The organism is uncultured Corynebacterium sp., from assembly GCF_946998835.1.
In the GTDB taxonomy this organism is placed as follows: domain Bacteria; phylum Actinomycetota; class Actinomycetes; order Mycobacteriales; family Mycobacteriaceae; genus Corynebacterium.
In genome coordinates this window covers 1-16,353 of sequence record NZ_CAMQAZ010000023.1, presented here as the reverse complement: position 1 = coordinate 16,353, position 16,353 = coordinate 1, and the positions used below count along the sequence as shown (strand labels likewise).

At 58.5% G+C, this 16,353-nt stretch carries 18 protein-coding genes; 10 read left to right on the top strand and 8 right to left on the bottom strand.

The window, feature by feature from the left end:
- Positions 1 to 27 precede the first annotated feature (27 nt).
- Positions 28 to 1,065: a hypothetical protein gene (locus Q0U90_RS08590; RefSeq protein ID WP_297453639.1), complete on the top strand. Its 1,038-nt coding sequence runs from the start codon at positions 28 to 30 to the stop codon at positions 1,063 to 1,065.
- 18 nt (positions 1,066 to 1,083) lie between these two features.
- Here Q0U90_RS08590 and Q0U90_RS08585 read toward each other — a convergent pair whose 3' ends face one another.
- The 5 genes from Q0U90_RS08585 to Q0U90_RS08565 form a co-directional block, all read right to left on the bottom strand.
- Positions 1,084 to 1,575, bottom strand: a complete 492-nt coding sequence (locus Q0U90_RS08585) for a glutathione peroxidase (protein ID WP_297453636.1) — start codon at positions 1,573 to 1,575, stop codon at positions 1,084 to 1,086.
- A 46-nt stretch (positions 1,576 to 1,621) separates the two neighbouring features.
- The gene (locus tag Q0U90_RS08580; RefSeq protein ID WP_297453633.1) at positions 1,622 to 2,431 is read right to left on the bottom strand and encodes a polysaccharide deacetylase family protein; all 810 of its coding nucleotides are present in this window, start codon (positions 2,429 to 2,431) and stop codon (positions 1,622 to 1,624) included.
- Between the two features lie 108 nt (positions 2,432 to 2,539).
- Positions 2,540 to 3,235, bottom strand: coding sequence for a 5,6-dimethylbenzimidazole synthase (gene bluB, locus Q0U90_RS08575; protein ID WP_297453631.1), 696 nt, complete (start codon positions 3,233 to 3,235; stop codon positions 2,540 to 2,542).
- Positions 3,236 to 3,238: 3 nt separating this feature from the next.
- Entirely contained in the window at positions 3,239 to 5,389 is a 2,151-nt protein-coding gene (locus Q0U90_RS08570; protein WP_297453701.1) for a S9 family peptidase, read from the bottom strand.
- Between the two features lie 50 nt (positions 5,390 to 5,439).
- Positions 5,440 to 6,333 carry a phosphoribosylaminoimidazolesuccinocarboxamide synthase gene (locus Q0U90_RS08565; protein ID WP_297453629.1) on the bottom strand — a complete coding sequence of 298 codons (894 nt, stop codon included), beginning with the start codon at positions 6,331 to 6,333 and terminating at the stop codon, positions 5,440 to 5,442.
- A gap of 297 nt (positions 6,334 to 6,630) precedes the next feature.
- Between Q0U90_RS08565 and Q0U90_RS08560 the strand changes: the two genes are divergently transcribed.
- From Q0U90_RS08560 to Q0U90_RS08530, 7 genes are all read left to right on the top strand, one after another.
- The gene (locus Q0U90_RS08560) at positions 6,631 to 7,953 is read left to right on the top strand and encodes an acetyl-CoA C-acetyltransferase (RefSeq protein WP_297453626.1); all 1,323 of its coding nucleotides are present in this window, start codon (positions 6,631 to 6,633) and stop codon (positions 7,951 to 7,953) included.
- A 79-nt stretch (positions 7,954 to 8,032) separates the two neighbouring features.
- Positions 8,033 to 9,391 (top strand): 3-oxoacyl-ACP reductase, encoded by a 1,359-nt coding sequence (locus Q0U90_RS08555; protein ID WP_297453623.1) that lies wholly within the window; start codon positions 8,033 to 8,035, stop codon positions 9,389 to 9,391.
- 54 nt (positions 9,392 to 9,445) lie between these two features.
- Positions 9,446 to 10,408, top strand: coding sequence for a MaoC/PaaZ C-terminal domain-containing protein (locus tag Q0U90_RS08550; protein WP_297453620.1), 963 nt, complete (start codon positions 9,446 to 9,448; stop codon positions 10,406 to 10,408).
- Positions 10,409 to 10,788: 380 nt separating this feature from the next.
- Entirely contained in the window at positions 10,789 to 11,253 is a 465-nt protein-coding gene (gene nrdI, locus Q0U90_RS08545) for a class Ib ribonucleoside-diphosphate reductase assembly flavoprotein NrdI (protein ID WP_297453617.1), read from the top strand.
- On the top strand, positions 11,250 to 12,254 hold the full coding sequence (nrdF, locus tag Q0U90_RS08540; protein WP_080969595.1) for a class 1b ribonucleoside-diphosphate reductase subunit beta: 1,005 nt from the start codon (positions 11,250 to 11,252) through the stop codon (positions 12,252 to 12,254). The genes nrdI and nrdF overlap by 4 nt, the downstream gene beginning before the upstream one ends.
- Before the next feature lie 42 nt (positions 12,255 to 12,296).
- Positions 12,297 to 12,872: an NADPH-dependent FMN reductase gene (locus tag Q0U90_RS08535; protein ID WP_016421405.1), complete on the top strand. Its 576-nt coding sequence runs from the start codon at positions 12,297 to 12,299 to the stop codon at positions 12,870 to 12,872.
- Between the two features lie 120 nt (positions 12,873 to 12,992).
- Positions 12,993 to 13,688 carry a VOC family protein gene (locus Q0U90_RS08530; RefSeq protein ID WP_187404827.1) on the top strand — a complete coding sequence of 232 codons (696 nt, stop codon included), beginning with the start codon at positions 12,993 to 12,995 and terminating at the stop codon, positions 13,686 to 13,688.
- Positions 13,689 to 13,690: 2 nt separating this feature from the next.
- Here the strand turns inward: Q0U90_RS08530 and Q0U90_RS08525 are convergent, their stop codons facing one another.
- The gene (locus tag Q0U90_RS08525; RefSeq protein WP_187271209.1) at positions 13,691 to 14,425 is read right to left on the bottom strand and encodes a hypothetical protein; all 735 of its coding nucleotides are present in this window, start codon (positions 14,423 to 14,425) and stop codon (positions 13,691 to 13,693) included.
- A gap of 49 nt (positions 14,426 to 14,474) precedes the next feature.
- Between Q0U90_RS08525 and Q0U90_RS08520 the strand changes: the two genes are divergently transcribed.
- Together Q0U90_RS08520 and Q0U90_RS08515 are read left to right on the top strand one after the other, a co-directional pair.
- Positions 14,475 to 14,855, top strand: a complete 381-nt coding sequence (locus Q0U90_RS08520; RefSeq protein ID WP_255468697.1) for a primase C-terminal domain-containing protein — start codon at positions 14,475 to 14,477, stop codon at positions 14,853 to 14,855.
- On the top strand, positions 14,852 to 15,097 hold the full coding sequence (locus Q0U90_RS08515) for a helix-turn-helix domain-containing protein (RefSeq protein WP_080969594.1): 246 nt from the start codon (positions 14,852 to 14,854) through the stop codon (positions 15,095 to 15,097). Before Q0U90_RS08520 ends, Q0U90_RS08515 begins: the two co-directional genes overlap by 4 nt.
- 19 nt (positions 15,098 to 15,116) lie before the next feature.
- Here Q0U90_RS08515 and Q0U90_RS08510 read toward each other — a convergent pair whose 3' ends face one another.
- Together Q0U90_RS08510 and Q0U90_RS08505 are read right to left on the bottom strand one after the other, a co-directional pair.
- Entirely contained in the window at positions 15,117 to 15,518 is a 402-nt protein-coding gene (locus tag Q0U90_RS08510) for a hypothetical protein (RefSeq protein ID WP_048733056.1), read from the bottom strand.
- 102 nt (positions 15,519 to 15,620) lie between these two features.
- On the bottom strand, positions 15,621 to 16,353 hold a 733-nt coding region (locus tag Q0U90_RS08505), incomplete at its 5' end, for an IS30 family transposase (RefSeq protein WP_297453590.1).

Sequence of the window (16,353 nt, the reverse complement as noted above, 5' to 3'; positions counted from 1 at the left end):
ACAACGCCCCTACTATCCTATGAAGTTATGACCACCGATTCACCCGCGCCAGTGCCCGCGCAGCAGCCCCACGAAGCACGGTCTGAGTCTTCCTCACCATCGCTTGACGACAGCCCGGAGACTGCACCCTCCCCGAGCCTCCTGCAGCGTGTTCGTGCCGCTATTCCGCCTGCCTCTATTCTGGCGCTGACGGCGGTATTTCTCTTTGCCGGGTGGTTCACGCTCTTTGGTCCTATCAATATCCTGGCGTGGCGTGGTGGCACGTTCCCCCGCACTGAGCCTGACCGTCCTTACTATCAGCAGGCTCTGAAGGACGTTGCCCGCTATCAGTATGAGGAGCAGCCTTCCCCGGAGGTCTACTTCGGGCTGGCGTGTGGCGCTACTGACGACGACATCCGCGGCGTTATCCCTGAGGTTGGCAAGCACCCGGATTCCTATGCTGACCCGACCGCTGATGAAGGTGCCGCGGCCACCGCTGCCACGACCAGGCCAGGCTCTGCGCGTATGGCTGCGAACCAGGCCTCGGCTGCAGATCGGGCCTCGGAGTCAACCCCGAACCTCGATCCGAACCTCGATGCATTTGGAAATACGGTCGACTGTTCCGGGTCCTGGACTGCCCCATTCTTGTCATTCCTGCTCGCTTCAGCGGGTGTGCCGGTCTATGACGCGGCAGAGGGGCCAAAAGATGCCGAAGAGGCGGCGGCCACCAGCGACAAGCGCAACGCTGACAAGAACAGCGAGAAAAACACGGCCTCCGCCACCGCGAACCCATGGTTGGTCACAGATGTCGAACAGCTCATGGATGCTTACAAGGCGCATGATGCTTTCGTCACCGACAAGGACTTCTCTCCGCAGGTCGGTGACATCATCTTCTACCGCTACCCGGCCGGCCTCGGGATGCACGCCAATATGGTTGTCGCGGTTCGAGGTGATTGGGTCACTGTCGGTGGCGATGAGCTTGGCAACGTAGGCCTGGCCAGCATGACGCTGCGCAACCGAGGCGGCATCGTGGGCTACGGCGCCACTGGCTACTTCGAGCAGGCACCGCTGGAGGCCGCCAGATAGCCAAGTTAAAAGACCTGATTAAATAGGCAGGTTTTCCTCGATGAGGTTGCGCAGGGCGTCGTCGTCAGGCGAGACCTTAGAGCGGAAGCGGCCGATGACCTCGCCCTCTGGCGAAACGACAAATTTCTCGAAGTTCCACTTCACATCTCCGGCCTCGCCGTCGCCGTCCAGGGTTTCCTTCAGCAGCTGGTACAGCGGGTGAGCGTTGTCGCCGTTGACCTCCGTCTTTTGGAATAGCGGGAAGGTGACACCGAATTCGCGCTGGCAGAACTGCTTGATTTCCTCGGCGCTGCCGGGCTCTTGGCCGCCGAACTGGTTGCAGGGGAACCCGAGGACGAAGAAGCCGCGGGGTGCGAGTTCGTCGAAAAGGCCCTGCAGCTCGTCGTACTGATCAGTGAAACCGCACTCAGAGGCGGTGTTGACGATAAGCAGGACGTGGCCCGCCCAGTCATTCATCGTTGCTTCGTTGCCGTCGATGGTAGTTACTGGGATGTCAAAGAGATTGCTCATAATTCCCACACTAGGGCAGCCGCGCGTTGACCGTCAGGCGCAGCGGTTAGCCGACCTGCTCCATGCCTTCAAAGAGCTCACGGCCCAGCGGCACTGCGGAGTGGTTGACCGGCTGCGCACCCCCATCGACCGCCTGGTCAATGATGTCGACAACATCCTGGCGCAGCTTGTGCTCACGCAACTTCGACGCGTTGACCGAGAGGCGCACCGCGCGTCCCTTCTCCAGCGAGCGCTGCACCGAGGAGCGCACCGCACGGCGCCACCAACCGGCACCGCCGAAGCCCTCACCGATGGCCAGCACACGAGTCGGATCGACCGCACCGGTAGTCAGGTCACGGACACCGTTTCGATCCGCTGCCACACGGAAGCCCAGCTCCGGCAGCACGTTCATGGTCTCTGGCGACATGGCCCACTTCGGTGGTGCAAATACATCCGTCTCAAAACCCATCGCACGCATCTGGCGCGTCGCCGCAGTCAGACGCAAACGCGCTTCATGCTCGCTTAACGACGCAAATTCCGCGACCCGGCCCCGAACCGACTGGTCGAATCCCGCGAGGACAATCTCGATCCCGTCATCACTACGACGGCGAAGCCAATCCAGCACCGCCGGAGCTTCCCGCAGCGACCAGTTCTTGCCAGCATGAGGAGCTACCAACAGCGACGGTGTGATACTGCGCTGCTCCATCGCCGCGACGAAACGAGCGACATCGAGCAACGTGCCATCACGCAAACCCGACACCGACACCAAAAGCGGCGACCCAACCACCCCACCGTCAACGGTTATAAGTTCTTTGCCTGCCGGTCGGACAACCTGGTCGGTCGTCCGAATCTGTTCCTGCACCCCACTGCCTGCCATGGATTCAACAAAAACAGGCGTATGTAAATTTTTGGTAACAGAGAGGACAAAGCTAGGAGAATACTCAAAAGCCTTTCAGGTAAAGGATCCGATAAGCGCCGCAGGGCATCAACCTGCGTCTGCCTCGCGACTTAGCCCCCAGTGCACAACCTCATCGAGCGCCAGCCCCTTGCGCCAGCCGAACTTCTCCAAATCCCGCTCTGCAGCCAGGTGTGTCACCGGCCCAATGCACAACCAGGCTACCGGCCGCACGGGAGCCTCGACACCGACAAAATCGGCCAGGAAATCCTCATGGTAGAAACTGACCCAACCGACACCGAGCCCCTCTGCCGTGGCAGCCAGCCACAGATTCTGAATAGCCAGAGCGACTGACATAAGACCTGTGTCATCGACGGTGTCGCGGCCGAGGATGTTCTTGCCACCACGGGTCGGGTCATAGGTGACGACGATGCCCGTTCCCGAGTCCACAATTCCTTCAATCTGAATTGGATTGAAGGTCTCGCGCCGCTCCCCTTCCAGCTTGGCTGCAAATTCAGCGCGGCGTCCGGCAACGTGGTCGGCGAACTGCTGCAGGCGATCCGAATCCTGGATGATGTGAAAGTCCCATGGTTGGGACAGTCCCACCGAAGGCGCGGCATGAGCGGCCGCCAGCACGCGCATCAACCGCGCCTTGTCCAACACTTCGCCGGCGAATTCGCGGCGGACATCCCGCCGCCGAAAAAGCGTGTGGTAGACGGCCAACTGATCGTCGGAAAGCGAATCGGTGTCGATGCCCTGTGCGGACAGCAGCGTGCGAATATCCATGTGTTACTTCACCGCACCAGCGGTGTGGACAATCCAGGCGTACTCGAAGGCCGTCTGGCGCCACCGCTCATAACGTCCGGACACACCACCGTGCCCCGCAGACATCTCCGTCTTGAGCAGGAACTGACCCGGCTCGCCGCCGACAACCTCACGCAGCTTGGCGATCCACTTTGCCGGCTCCACGTAGAGCACGCGAGTGTCGTTCAAACTAGTAATCGCGAGAATCTTCGGGTACTTCACATCGGCCGAGATATTTTCGTACGGCGCGTAGGAGGCCATGTAGTCGTAGACCTCCGGGTCATGGTAAGGATCGCCCCACTCATCCCACTCCACCACCGTCAGAGGTAGCTCCGGCATGAGCATGGATGTCAGACAGTCGACAAACGGCACCACTGCTTGGATGCCCGCGAACCTGTCACCGGCGATGTTGGCGACCACGCCCATCAGCATGCCTCCTGCCGAACCGCCGAGCGCTACCAGCTGCTCGCGCGTGGTCCAGCCGGAATCCAGCAGGTAGTCGGCGACTGCCACGAAGTCAGTAAACGTGTTCTTCTTCGTGGTTGCGCGGCCACTCTCCCACCAGCCACGCCCCATCTCACCGCCGCCGCGGACGTGCGCAATGACGAAAATCATGCCGCGATCCAGCAACGATAGGCGCGCGATGGAAAAGCCCGGATCCATGGACGATTCATAGGAACCGTAGCCGTAGAGCAGCGTCGGGTTCGGCGCGTCCAGGTCGAGGTCCGCGCGATGGATAATCGACACAGGAATCTGGGCACCGTCGCTCGCACTCACCCATTCACGCTTAGCGACGTAATCACCGCGATTGAACTCCCCGCGAATCTTCTGCTCCTTGAGCAAAACCCGCTTGCCCGAGGCAATATCGATCTGCCAGAGCTGTGACGGCGTGGTGAAAGAGCCGTAAGCGTAGCGCAGCACCGGAGTGTCCCACTCGGCGTTTCCGGTGGTGCCTGCGGAGTAGAGCTCTTCGTCGAAATCAAGCTCGACGAAGTTCACAGCGGACGCTGGCACTGGCGCAGCAGCATCAGCCTCATCCTGATTCAACACCGCCAACGCCACGCGACCAATACCGCCGCGACGGTAGCCAAAGGCGATGTGACCAGCGAAGCAGTCAACGCCCTCAACGCGGACATCATCGTGGTGGGCAACCAGCTCGGTGAGGTCCGAAAGGTGAGCGAAAGCCCCTACCGGCACCATGGCCAGTGCAAAGTTCGAGCCGGTCATATTGTGCGTAATCAGCCACATGTCCTGGCCGCCAACGACCGCGTGGTCGATGTCGTATTCAACACCAGTCTCACGCGGGCGCACACAGGTGAACTCTCCGGTCGGGTCACTGGCGTCCAGGTACCACACCTCAGAGGTGATCTTCGAGGAGGTCTCAATAATCAGGTATTTTTCGCTGCGCACCGTGCCGACCCCGACCCAATAGGCCTCATCGGGCTCATGGAAGACACGGACATCGTCGTCAGTGGAGGTGCCCACGCGGTGACGCCAGACGGAGTCCGGACGCCAGGCTTCATCGACCTTCTGATAGAAGATCCACTCCGAGCCAACCCAGGTAGCACCTGCGGCGATGCCCGCAATTTCGTCGTCAAGCAGTTCGCCGGTGCGCAAATCCTTTACGCGCAGCGTGTAGCGTTCGTCGCCTGTGACGTCGGTGGAGTAGGCCAGCAGATTGCCGTCCGCGGAGACGCTCGCTGCGCCGAGGGCGAAGAAGTCGTGCCCTTCGGCCAGTTCGTTGGCATCCAGGAGGACCTGCTCTCCTGGTGCCGGGGCGTCGTCGGCGATGGTCGGCGGGGTCCACGCGTCAAGACCGTCACCGGCTTCCGCACGCACGCGGCAGCTCATCCCGTAAGACTTGCCCTCCTGGGTACGCGAGTAGTACCACCAGCCATTCAGACGGGTTGGGACCGACATGTCGGTCTCCTGCACGCGCGACTTGATTTCCTTAAAAATCGTGTCTGCGGTGCCATCAAGGCCGGAGGTAAAAGCCTCCGTGTAGGCGTTTTCCGCCTCTAGATATTCGATAACCTCGGGGTTTTCCTTATCGCGGAGCCACTCGAAGTTATCAGTGAAGTACCTTCCGTGGAAGGACCGAGTCACCGGCTTCCGCTGTGCACGGGGTGCAGGCAAATCCTTTGCTGCAGGCTTGCCGACGGATGCCGAGTCCAAGGTCACTTCGCTCACGCAGGTTCTCCAATCCAGTCCGAGAAGCGGCGGCCCGACAGTCGTTCGTAGGCCTCGACGTACCGCTCGCGAGTTGCTTCCACAACACTACCCGGCAGCGCCGGCGGCGGAGTGCCCTCGTCCTTCTTCCAGCCGGACTTGGAGGAAGTCAGCCAGTTGCGGACATACTGCTTGTCGAAGCTCGGGTTGACCGAACCCTCCTGGTAGGAGTCGGCCGGCCAGTAGCGGGAGGAATCCGGGGTGAGAACCTCGTCGGCCAGCACCAGGTTGCCGTCGGCGTCGAGGCCGAACTCGAACTTGGTGTCAGCCAGGATGATGCCGCGCGAAGCAGCCAGTTCAGCGGCCTGGGTGTAGATGCGCAGGGTGGCATCGCGCAGCTCTTCGGCGCGCTTCTGACCGAGAGCATCAACGACGGCATCGAAGGAGACGTTCTCGTCGTGCTCGCCCAGTTCGGCCTTGGTGGCCGGGGTGAAGATTGGCTCTGGCAGCTTGGAGCCTTCAACGAGGCCCTCCGGCAACTCAATACCGCAGACGGTGCCGTTGGCCTTGTACTCCACCAGGCCGGAGCCAGTCAGGTAGCCGCGTGCGACACACTCGAACGGCAGCATGTCCAGCTTCTTGCAGACCAGTGCGCGGCCGAGGCACTCTTCCGGAATACGCTCATCGTCGGCCGGACCCGCCATGTGATTCGGAAAATCAATCTCGTCGAAGAAGAACACGCTCATCGCGGTGAGGACTCGACCCTTATCAGGAATCGGGGTCTCAAGAATATGGTCGAACGCCGAGATACGGTCACTGACCACAAGCAGAAGAGTCTCAGGGTCAATCTCGTAGATTTCCCGGACCTTGCCCGCGGAAAGATGGTTATACGAGGAAAGTTCAGGTCGCATGGCGATAAAGTCTAAACCCCTATACGCCTTTGCACTCTATTGATACCTCCGGCCACCACCCTAACTAGTGGGGGTTGACGCGGTGGCCGTCGTCAAGCGGAAACTTTCTTGAGATTTATCGGCGCCGTTACCACGCTTGCCCGACAGCCAAATGACAGCGCGTACCCCTAACCTCCCCCGCGCGGTGGCAGGTGGGGCATTTTTATTTCTAAAAACGTGACAGAAAACACCGATACCAGTATTGTCTAAATTTAGTAATTCACGTCACACTTCAAGAATTTTGAAGGGAACAATCACATGGCAGCTCAGGCCAACAAGAACTCTCTGCGCCGCGCAGTCGTCGTCGGCGGTAACCGCATTCCGTTCGCTCGTTCTAATAAGGAATACGCTAACGAGTCGAACCAGGACATGCTGACCGCCGCTATCGACGGCCTTGTCGCCCGCTACGGTATCGCCGGCGAGCGCCTCGGCGCAGTCTCCGCTGGTGCTGTGCTGAAGCACTCCCGTGACTTTAACCTCACCCGCGAGTCCGTCCTCGGCTCCGCACTGGCTCCGGACACCCCAGCCTTCGACATCCAGATGGCATGTGCCACCGGTATGGAGGCTCTGAACTCCGTCGCCAACATGATCAAGCTGGGCCAGATCGACTCCGCTATCGCCGGCGGCGTGGACACCACCTCGGATGCTCCGATTGCTGTCAACGACCGCCTACGCAAGATCCTGCTGGAGGCCAGCCGCCAGAAGTCCACCCTGGACATGGCAAAGGTCTTCCTGAAGGCCCGTCCGTCCGACCTGGCTCCGGACACTCCGTCGACCGGCGAGCCGCGCACCGGCCTGTCCATGGGCGAGCACCAGGCCATCACCACCGCCAAGTGGGGCGTCACCCGCGCTGAGCAGGATGAGCTCGCCGCCGCTTCCCACCAGAACATGACACGCGCATACGACGAGGGCTTCTTCTCCGACCTGGTCACCCCGTACAAGGGCGTTTCCCGTGATACCAACATGCGCCCTGACTCCACTCCGGAGAAGCTGGCTAAGCTCAAGCCAGTCTTCGGCCGTGGTCTAGAAGCAGAGCCGACCATGACCGCTGGCAACTCCACCCCGCTTACCGACGGCGCCTCCGCCGTCCTTATCTCCACCCCGGAGTGGGCCGCTGAGCGCGGTCTGCCAGTGCTTGCCGACGTCGTCGATTCCGAGGCAGCCGCTGTTGACTTCGTCCACGGTGACGAGGGCCTGCTGATGGCTCCGGCATACGCCACCCCGCGTCTGCTGGCCCGCAACGGCTGGACTCTCGATGACTTCGACTTCTTCGAAATCCACGAAGCCTTCGCCGGCACTGTCCTGTCCACCATGAAGGCATGGGAGGACGAGGAGTTCTGCCGCACCAAGCTGGGCCTGGACGGCGCACTGGGCTCCATCCCGCGCGAGAAGCTCAACGTGAAGGGCTCTTCCCTGGCGGCTGGCCACCCGTTCGCCGCTACCGGCGGTCGCATCGTGGCTACCCTGTCCAAAATGCTGCGCGAGAAGGCTAACGAGACGGGCAAGACCACTCGCGGCCTGATTTCCGTCTGCGCTGCAGGCGGCCAGGGCGTTGTCGCAGTCCTCGAGGCTCGCGTCTAATAGCGCACCACCGATAAAGACACTTTTACTTACAAGGTTTTACTTACTTACAAGGTTTTACTGATAAGGAGAATTTTCCATGGCTGATAAGTACCAGGAACTCGTCAACGGTGGTCCGCTCACTGGACTAGCTAAGGCCGCTGGCCTGCCGCAGCCGCCATTCCTGCGCCGCCACAAGCCGGGCGGCCCGCTGCTAAACAACGACAAGGTGCTCGTCACCGGTGAGGGTGCAGATGCAGACGCAGTTGCAGCCCAGCTAACCGAGTGGGGCCTGCAGGTTCGCCGCGACAACGCCGCTGACGACAAGGTCGGAGCCATCGTCATCGTCGTCACCGAGGCTAAGCGCCCAGCAGAGCTGCAGGGCCCGGTGCTGGCTGCTGCCAAGCACATGCGCAAGCTGGACAAGGGTGGCCGCATTGTCACCATCTCCCGCGCTAAGGACGCTCACCACAACGCAACCCCGGCTGAGATTGCGGAAAACGCTGTCGCCGGTGGCATCGAGGGCCTGATTCGTTCCCTCGGCCACGAGGTCCGCGGTGGTTCCACCGCCAACGGCATCCTCGTCGCCCCGGGTGTCTCGGTCACTGCGCCGTCTGTGATTTCCTCCCTGCACTTCTTCCTCTCCGGCCGCTCGGCCTTCGTCGACGGCCAGTTCCTCCGCGTCACCTCCGACGCTGGCGAGATTCCGGCTGACTGGGACAAGCCGCTGGCTGGCAAGGTTGCCGCTGTCACCGGTTCCGCTCGTGGTATCGGTGCCGCTATTGCTCGCCAGCTCAAGGCTGACGGCGCAGAGGTCATCGTTATCGACGTCCCGCAGGCTGGTGAGGCTCTGTCCAAGGTTGCCAACGAGCTCGGCGGCCTGGCCCTGCAGCAGGACATCACCGCTGATGACGCTGGCAATGCTATCGCCGATGCCGCTGTGGCCCGCTACGGTCGCCTGGATATCGTCATCCACAACGCAGGTATCACCCGTGACAAGATGTTCGCCAACATGGACGATGCCAAGTGGGGCTCCGTCATCGCCGTCAACATCGAGTCCCAGCTGAAGATGAACGAGCAGCTGCTGAACCACAAGGCCTTCGAGAAGGCCCCTCGTATCGCCACTATGGCTTCCACCTCCGGTATCGCTGGTAACCGCGGCCAGACCAACTACGCCACCTCCAAGGCTGGCGTTATCGCAATGGTTGAGGCTTACGCTGAGGAGTTCGCTAAGCGCGGCGGCAACATCAACGCTGTTGCTCCGGGCTTCATCGAGACCGACATGACCGCTGCTATTCCGTTCGTCAACCGTCAGGTTGCTCGCCGCGTGAACTCGCTGCAGCAGGGTGGACAGCCGGGCGACGTCGCCCAGGCGATTGCCTTCCTGGTCTCCGACCGCGCTCTCGGCGTCAACGGCCACGTCCTGCGCGTCTGCGGTCAGAACATCGTCGGTGCCTAAGCGATAGCTGCGGCTTCCGCATAGGCTCCCGATAAGGAGGAAAGAGGAAAACTTATGGCTAAGACCCTGGATGCCATTCCCAATCTGGTTCCGCTCTACGCCAAGGCAGCTGCCGGTTCGGCGAAGAAGCGCCCGAACTCCACCGAGATCAAGGTCAATGAACTGGTGGTCAAGAACGTCACTGTCGACGCTGACCGTGACCAGGGCTTCCGCGACGTCGTAGGCGCCCCGAAGTCTGAGCAGGCTTTCTTCGGCCACATCCACGCCCTGATCATGCCCATTCAGATGGAGCTGATGGCTGCGGATGACTTCCCGCTGCCGATGATGGGCCTGGTCCACACCGAGAACACCTACCGCGAGATTTCTCCGGTCACGCTCGGTGGCAAGGTTGATATCTCGGTGAAGGTTGCAGCGTTCCGCGCTCACCGCTCGGGCACCGAGGTTGTACTGGAGTCGACCGTTACGTCGTCCACATCCGGTGCCACCCTGGTCGAGGAGCAGTCGGTGTACCTGGCCAAGGGCGCTCGCCTGAAGGATGCCGAGGGCTTCGAAGAAGTCCAGGCACAGCGCGAGGCCATCAAGTCCGGTGCAGAAACCATCAAGCGCGAGCAGTTCAAGGTCCCCTTCCCCACTGCTCAGTGGAAGCTAGCTGGCAACACCGGCCGCCAGTGGGCCAAGGTTTCTGGCGACTGGAACCCGATTCACATCACCTCTGTCTCCGCCAAGGCCCTGGGTATGCCGGCAGCAATTGCACACGGCATGTACACTGCCTCCCGCGCGCTGGCTGAAGCTCAGATTCTGCCGGGTCAGCCATACGAGTTCCAGATTTCCTTCGGTACGCCGGTCGTTCTGCCGACCACAATCAATGTCGCCCTCACCCACACCGGTGACGGTGCAGGTGCCGCACACGATTTGGCTGATGGCAACTCCAACACCGGCCGCGCCGTCAACATCGTGGCATGGGATCGCAAGAAGAAGCGCCCGCACTTCACCGGCAGTGTTCGCCCGCTGAAGTAGTGGATTTCGCTATGCATCTGTAGTTATTCCATAACGCATTGATGCTATGCGCTGTAGAAAAGGCCGCACTTTGGAAACCCAGTCATCTCGTTGACTGGTTCATTCCAAAGCGCGGCCTTTTTGTTTGCCCTGTTTGGCTCCGCTGAGAGGCCTCTGGAATCTCCCTCCCCTCGCTGGGGAGACACCCCCGCTGCCAGCCCCGCTATCTTTCTCGCCTTGAAAATCAACTGCTGGATTTTTCCGCCGTTAGTACAGTGCCGCGACTTTACTTCTCAATTGCATTACTAAGCACGTTCAGTCTTACGTAAGCAGCACCTTGTTGACACCACGTTCACTCCTCTACTTTATTGTTCAACCCATTGAACACAGGAGGTAATTGAGTGTCTTCATCCTCGAAGACGCCGCTGACTTTCACGGAACTCCCACTGGAGGAGTCACCCAGAATTGTGTACTTCTCCAGTGCCTCTGAAAACACTCACCGGTTCGTCCAAAAGCTTGCTCAACCCGCAGCACGAATCCCGTTACATCCGCGAAAAGACGGAATGATTCGCGTCTGCAGCCCATTTGTCCTGATTACACCGACTTATGGTGGCGGATGTCGTCGCCGCGCAGTACCCAGGCAAGTCATCGCTTTTCTCAACGACGAAACCAATAGGAGTTTCATCCGCGGTGTCATCACCTCGGGAAACACGAATTTCGGCACCGACTATTGCATAGCCGGAGCCATCATTTCTGCAAAATGCCAGGTCCCGGAGCTGTATCACTACGAGCTACTGGGGACAGACCACGATGTGGAGAACGTCCGAGAGGGCCTGGAAAAATTCTGGAGGAGTGCTACTTCTTGAACATCTACAGCTATTCAACTACGCCACCGTCTTTTCGGAAAGACCCATCTGCACGCCTTCGGCCAATCAACTGGAACCGAGTGCAAGATGACAAAGATCTCGAAGTGTGGAATCGCCTAACAGCAAATTTTTGGCTGCCTGAGAAAGTCCCGCTGTCCAATGACCTTGCAGACTGGCGGCGTCTCACCGATCTAGAACGCGAGCTGACTATGAAGGTCTTCACAGGACTGACCATGCTCGACACAGTGCAGGCGTCTGTCGGAGAGATTTCCCAAATTCAAGATGCCCGCACTGAACATGAAGAGGCGGTCTATACCAACATCGCTTTCATGCAAGCAGTGCATGCAAAGTCCTATTCTTCAGTTTTTTCAACGCTGTCCAATACCCCTGACATCGACGCTGCCTACCAGTGGGCAGTCGGCAATGACATCCTGCAGGCACGTTCAAAAGCTGTGCTCAAACACTATTACGGTGCCGTTCCACTCAAGCGAAAGGCGGCAGCAACGCTTCTTTCGTCTTTCTCGCTTTACGCCGGTTTCTACCTCCCGCTGCACTTCGCATCACGAGGCATCCTGACCAACACCGCCGACATGGTGCGCCTAATCCTGCGTGACAAAGCTGTGCACGGCTATTACTCCGGCTACAAATTCCAGCGCGGCGTAGAAACCTACGACGCCACCACGCAAACGCAGATGAAGGCTTTCGTCTTCGAGCTTCTCGACGAGCTATACCAGCTCGAACTGAGGTACTCCGAAGCTCTATACGAGCCACTCGGGCTTTACGACGACGTTGCCAACTTCATTCGATACAACGCCAACAAAGCGCTTATGAACTTGGGATATCCGCAGCGGTTTAACCATGATGAGACCGCTTTCAAACCCGAGATTCTCGCCGCCCTCACCCCGGGATCAGATGAAAACCACGACTTTTTCTCCGGTTCCGGCTCCGCATATGTCATCGGAAAAGCCGAAGACACCGCAGACGAAGACTGGGATTTCTAAACCCGCGTCTTTCCCCATACATCCTAAGAAAGGAACATTCGCATGACTGCACAGATTTCTATCCTGGTAGGAAGCTTGCGTCGAGCCTCCTATGCACGAAAGATTGCACTCAAGGCAGCCACGTACTTCCCCGATGACTTCAAAGTCGACATCGTCGAGATTCGTGACCTCCCTCTCTACAACTTCGACTACGACGACCCCGCAGTGTCCGATATTGCGACTCCCGCGGAATACACCAGTTTCCGGGAAACCATTAAAGCCAGCGATGGCATCCTATTTGTCACCCCAGAAAACAACCGCACAATTCCTGCAGCTCTGAAGAATGCCGTTGACATCGGATCTAAGCCCAACGGTGATGTGGCATGGAAGAACCTGCCCGCGGGAATTATCAGCCACTCCGTCGGCCGTATGGGAGGTTATAGCTCTCAGAAGAACTTGCGACTCGCGCTGTCGTACTTCGACATGCCGATGCTCGGTCAGCCAGAGGTCTTCCTGGGACAATCGCCAACACTCATTGACGAACAAGGAGAATTCACGTCGTCAAGCACTGAGGACTTTGTTCGCGACTACATCAACAGATTTGCAGACCTAGTTCGCGAGCAGAGCCCACGCCACTAACTGAAATCCCCTAATCAGCGCAGCGTTACTGGGGATATCACCGTATGAAGATTCTTCACTGACTAGGATCAAACGCTGCGTTCTCTGCGCGGTTAAGCGCTCGTCGTTAGGCTCATTTTCATGACTGTTTCTATTTCGGCCGTGATCGCGCTTAACGACGACCCTCGCGCCGCTGCGCGGTTTTACGCCGAAGGTTTTCACTCCAACATCAAGCCCAACTCCACCACGCTCACCATCGGTGGGATGGACTTCGAGCTCATTGAGGACGGGAACCGCCGATTAACCCCCGCTGTGTCTTTTTTGGTGCGTTTTGCCCCTGGTCAGGAAAACCAGCTGCGCAGACTGTGGGAGCATCTGATGGCGGGTGATGAAACCATCAGCGGTGGTGCTGCACTCATGCCCCTGACCAGCTACGATTTCTCGCCGCTCTTTGGCTGGTTGGTAGACGGCAATGGGGTCAACTGGCAACTGATGATTAATTCCTTAACCAGCGGGGCTGCAAGCACGGACGCTGCCGCAAAGACAGCGAATCCCGCCGTTATTCCCTACTTCATGTGGACAGGCGACGAACCACAGGCTGCCGCCGCCACCGAGGTATACAACCAACTTTTCGGGTCAGAGAATTTCATGACGCTCGACTCGCCGGGCATGCACAATTTCACCTTCGGCGACGGTGTGGCGATGCGTCTCTCCAGCGATTCTGCCGAAGAGGTCGAAAGCGCCTGCCAAGCGCTTGGCCTTACAGGCGCTGAGGTTGCCGAGGGCACGGAAACCGTCGTCAAGCCTGACCGATTCGGCGTGTACTGGACGCTCTAGAGTTACTTACGGGTCAACGCGATTGTCGCGCCGACGACCAAGACCAGAAGCACCGCCCCCATAGAGAACCACATCATCTTCGAGGAGCCGTCATCCTCGTTTTCTTCGGTGGTCTTCGGATTCTGCTGGCTACTAGTCGGGGTTTCGCTACTTGGCGACTTGTGCGCGACCTGTTCAAAAGCTGGGCCCGGAATCTTCTCGCCGACCAACTCCGTGGTTAGCTGATAAGTCACCGGGACATTTTGAACATCCGCGACATCGTGGGATTTACCGGCGCCCCAACTGTTGTTGAAGAAGACAACGATGTACTGGTCACCATCCAGCCACGCTCTTTCAGCCTCGTAATCGCCCGACTTTTCACTATCTTCGCCGATCCGATTGCGGTAGTTAATCCGGGCCGAGTTACCAAATGTTGTCTCTTCGCCGATCTGGTGTTCATTTACAGGACGGGTTTCCTCGCTACCGGCGAGTTGGCGTGCCGAATTCAGCGTCTTGATATCCAGGCCGGAGATCTGTGCAAGCTTGTCCGCTTCTGGGGCGTCAATAAGTTTGACGGCGCCGCGGAGCTGCTGCCCATACTCGGACTTGATCTTGTACACGTGCGTCTCACCAGGAACAATGTCGGCCGTGACGCTGCTGATGTTGTCGACAGTAAGTTCCGTGGCGTCATCGAACCACGAACCTGGGGTGACCTTCTTAGCCTGATCTGCTTCCGGTGTCGCGGGCGGAGGGTTCAAGCTCTACACACTCGACGAGCTGAACTTCTGGCTAACCGAAACCGGCTTCATGCCGCCACCATCGTGGAAGCGCACCCGCCGCAAAAACCCCGTCGGACTAGGGCGCAACTGCGCCCTATTCGAATCAGCACGCACCTGGGCATACCGCGAAATCCGCCACCACTTCGGCAACCCCGACGGACTCGGCCGCGCAATCCAAACCACCGCACAAGCCATGAACCAACAACTCTTCAGCGAACCACTGTCTACACGCGAAGTCGACCAAATCGCCCGCTCCATCCACCGATGGATCACCACCAAATCCCGCATGTGGGCAGACGGCCCCGCCGTCTACGAAGCAACCTTCAGCACCATCCAAAGCGCACGAGGCCGCAAAAGCGGAGCGGTTAGGCGTAAAGCTGCTCAAGAGAACTGGAGAAGTGCCCTATGAGTGAGGTTTATGCTCGCTATCCGCGTAACGGAAAAACAGCTCGCGCTCTTGCCGAGAAAATGGGCGCGTCTGTTAGAACCGCTCAACGATGGACTAGTGAATCGCGCGAAGACTACCTCGCACGCGCTAACGAGAAGCGTCGCCGCGTCCGAGAGTTACGTGCTCGTGGGCTAAGCATCAGGGCGATAGCAAAACAAACTGGGTACTCCGTGGGAACAGTCCACCGCTACGTATCAGAGTAAAGCCAGATGCTACGTTCTTCTACTCATCATCAGAGTGATTCTCCTTGAGAAAACCCATGAAACTGAAGTATGGGACATCTTCTGTAGCTCGTTGAACGGCTTCGAAAACAGCATCACTAATAGGGTCAATTATCTTGTCACTTAGGTTTAAGACTTCCAGGAAGAAATGCTGAGTAATCATGTACGGACGAAAATTTTCCTGATTACTACCAGGGTCTAATTCTTCAGCAAGCTGATACTCGTCTTCATCGCACTCATCAACTGTGAAATCAGGAAGATCGTCAATTTCGGGAAAAGAAACTTTGAGTTCCTTCTTGAAACGCTCGGCAACCTGGTAAGAGTCTTTTTCAGAGCAATAAACGTAAAGGTCTTCGTAAAAGCCTTGCAGCTCACCATTTGACAAGGAAGAAGGATTGGTCATGCGAAAGTCACTCCGTTCATTAGTAGTCGGGATAGTAAGCCTAGCTTTAACGGGGGCAGCGTTCTCTGTTGCGCCGAGTGCTAGTGCGTATGCACGGTAGGGTCAGGCGGTCATTGCATCATGGATAACACCAGAGATTACCTCCCGGGGAGTTAACCCGCCGAGCACTACCCTCGGCCGGTTATTCAGCAATGCCTCCGCCTGGGCGACCTCCTGGTCGGTGACATCGGTAAAGTTGGTTCCTTTGGGGAAATAAAACCGGATATCCCGGTTCATCCGCTCATTGCTGCCTCGCTGCCACGGTGAATGCGGATCGGCGAAAAACACCTGGATATTCTCCGCGACGGAAAACTCCGTGTGTTTGGCAAACTCCACCCCCTGGTCCCAGGTCAACGTCGACATCGTGGTGTCCATCGACTCTTTAAGCCGACGAATCATCCGCACCATGACCTCATTGACGCTTGCGGCAGTATGGTCAGTGCCGAGTCTGCCGAGGAGCACAAACCTGCTGCGGCGTTCCACCAATGTCGCTAAAGCACTGGTGCCATCTGCGCCAATAATCAAATCCCCTTCCCAATGACCGGGCACAGCACGGTCGTTGGCTTCGGCTGGGCGAAGTGAAATATTGGCATCATGGGTCCAGCGTTTTCCTCGTGGTTTGGGCACCCCCGCTAAAAGCGAGCGGGGTTTACGCCCTGGCCGGGTAGTCCGGCAGGACTTTTCAAACACAAGTTCTTTACGCAAGCTACCTGCCCCTTGTACGTAAAGGGCCTGGTAAATCGACTCGTGGCTAATAGTCATGGACGTATTATCACCCCACAGTGCAGCCAACCTG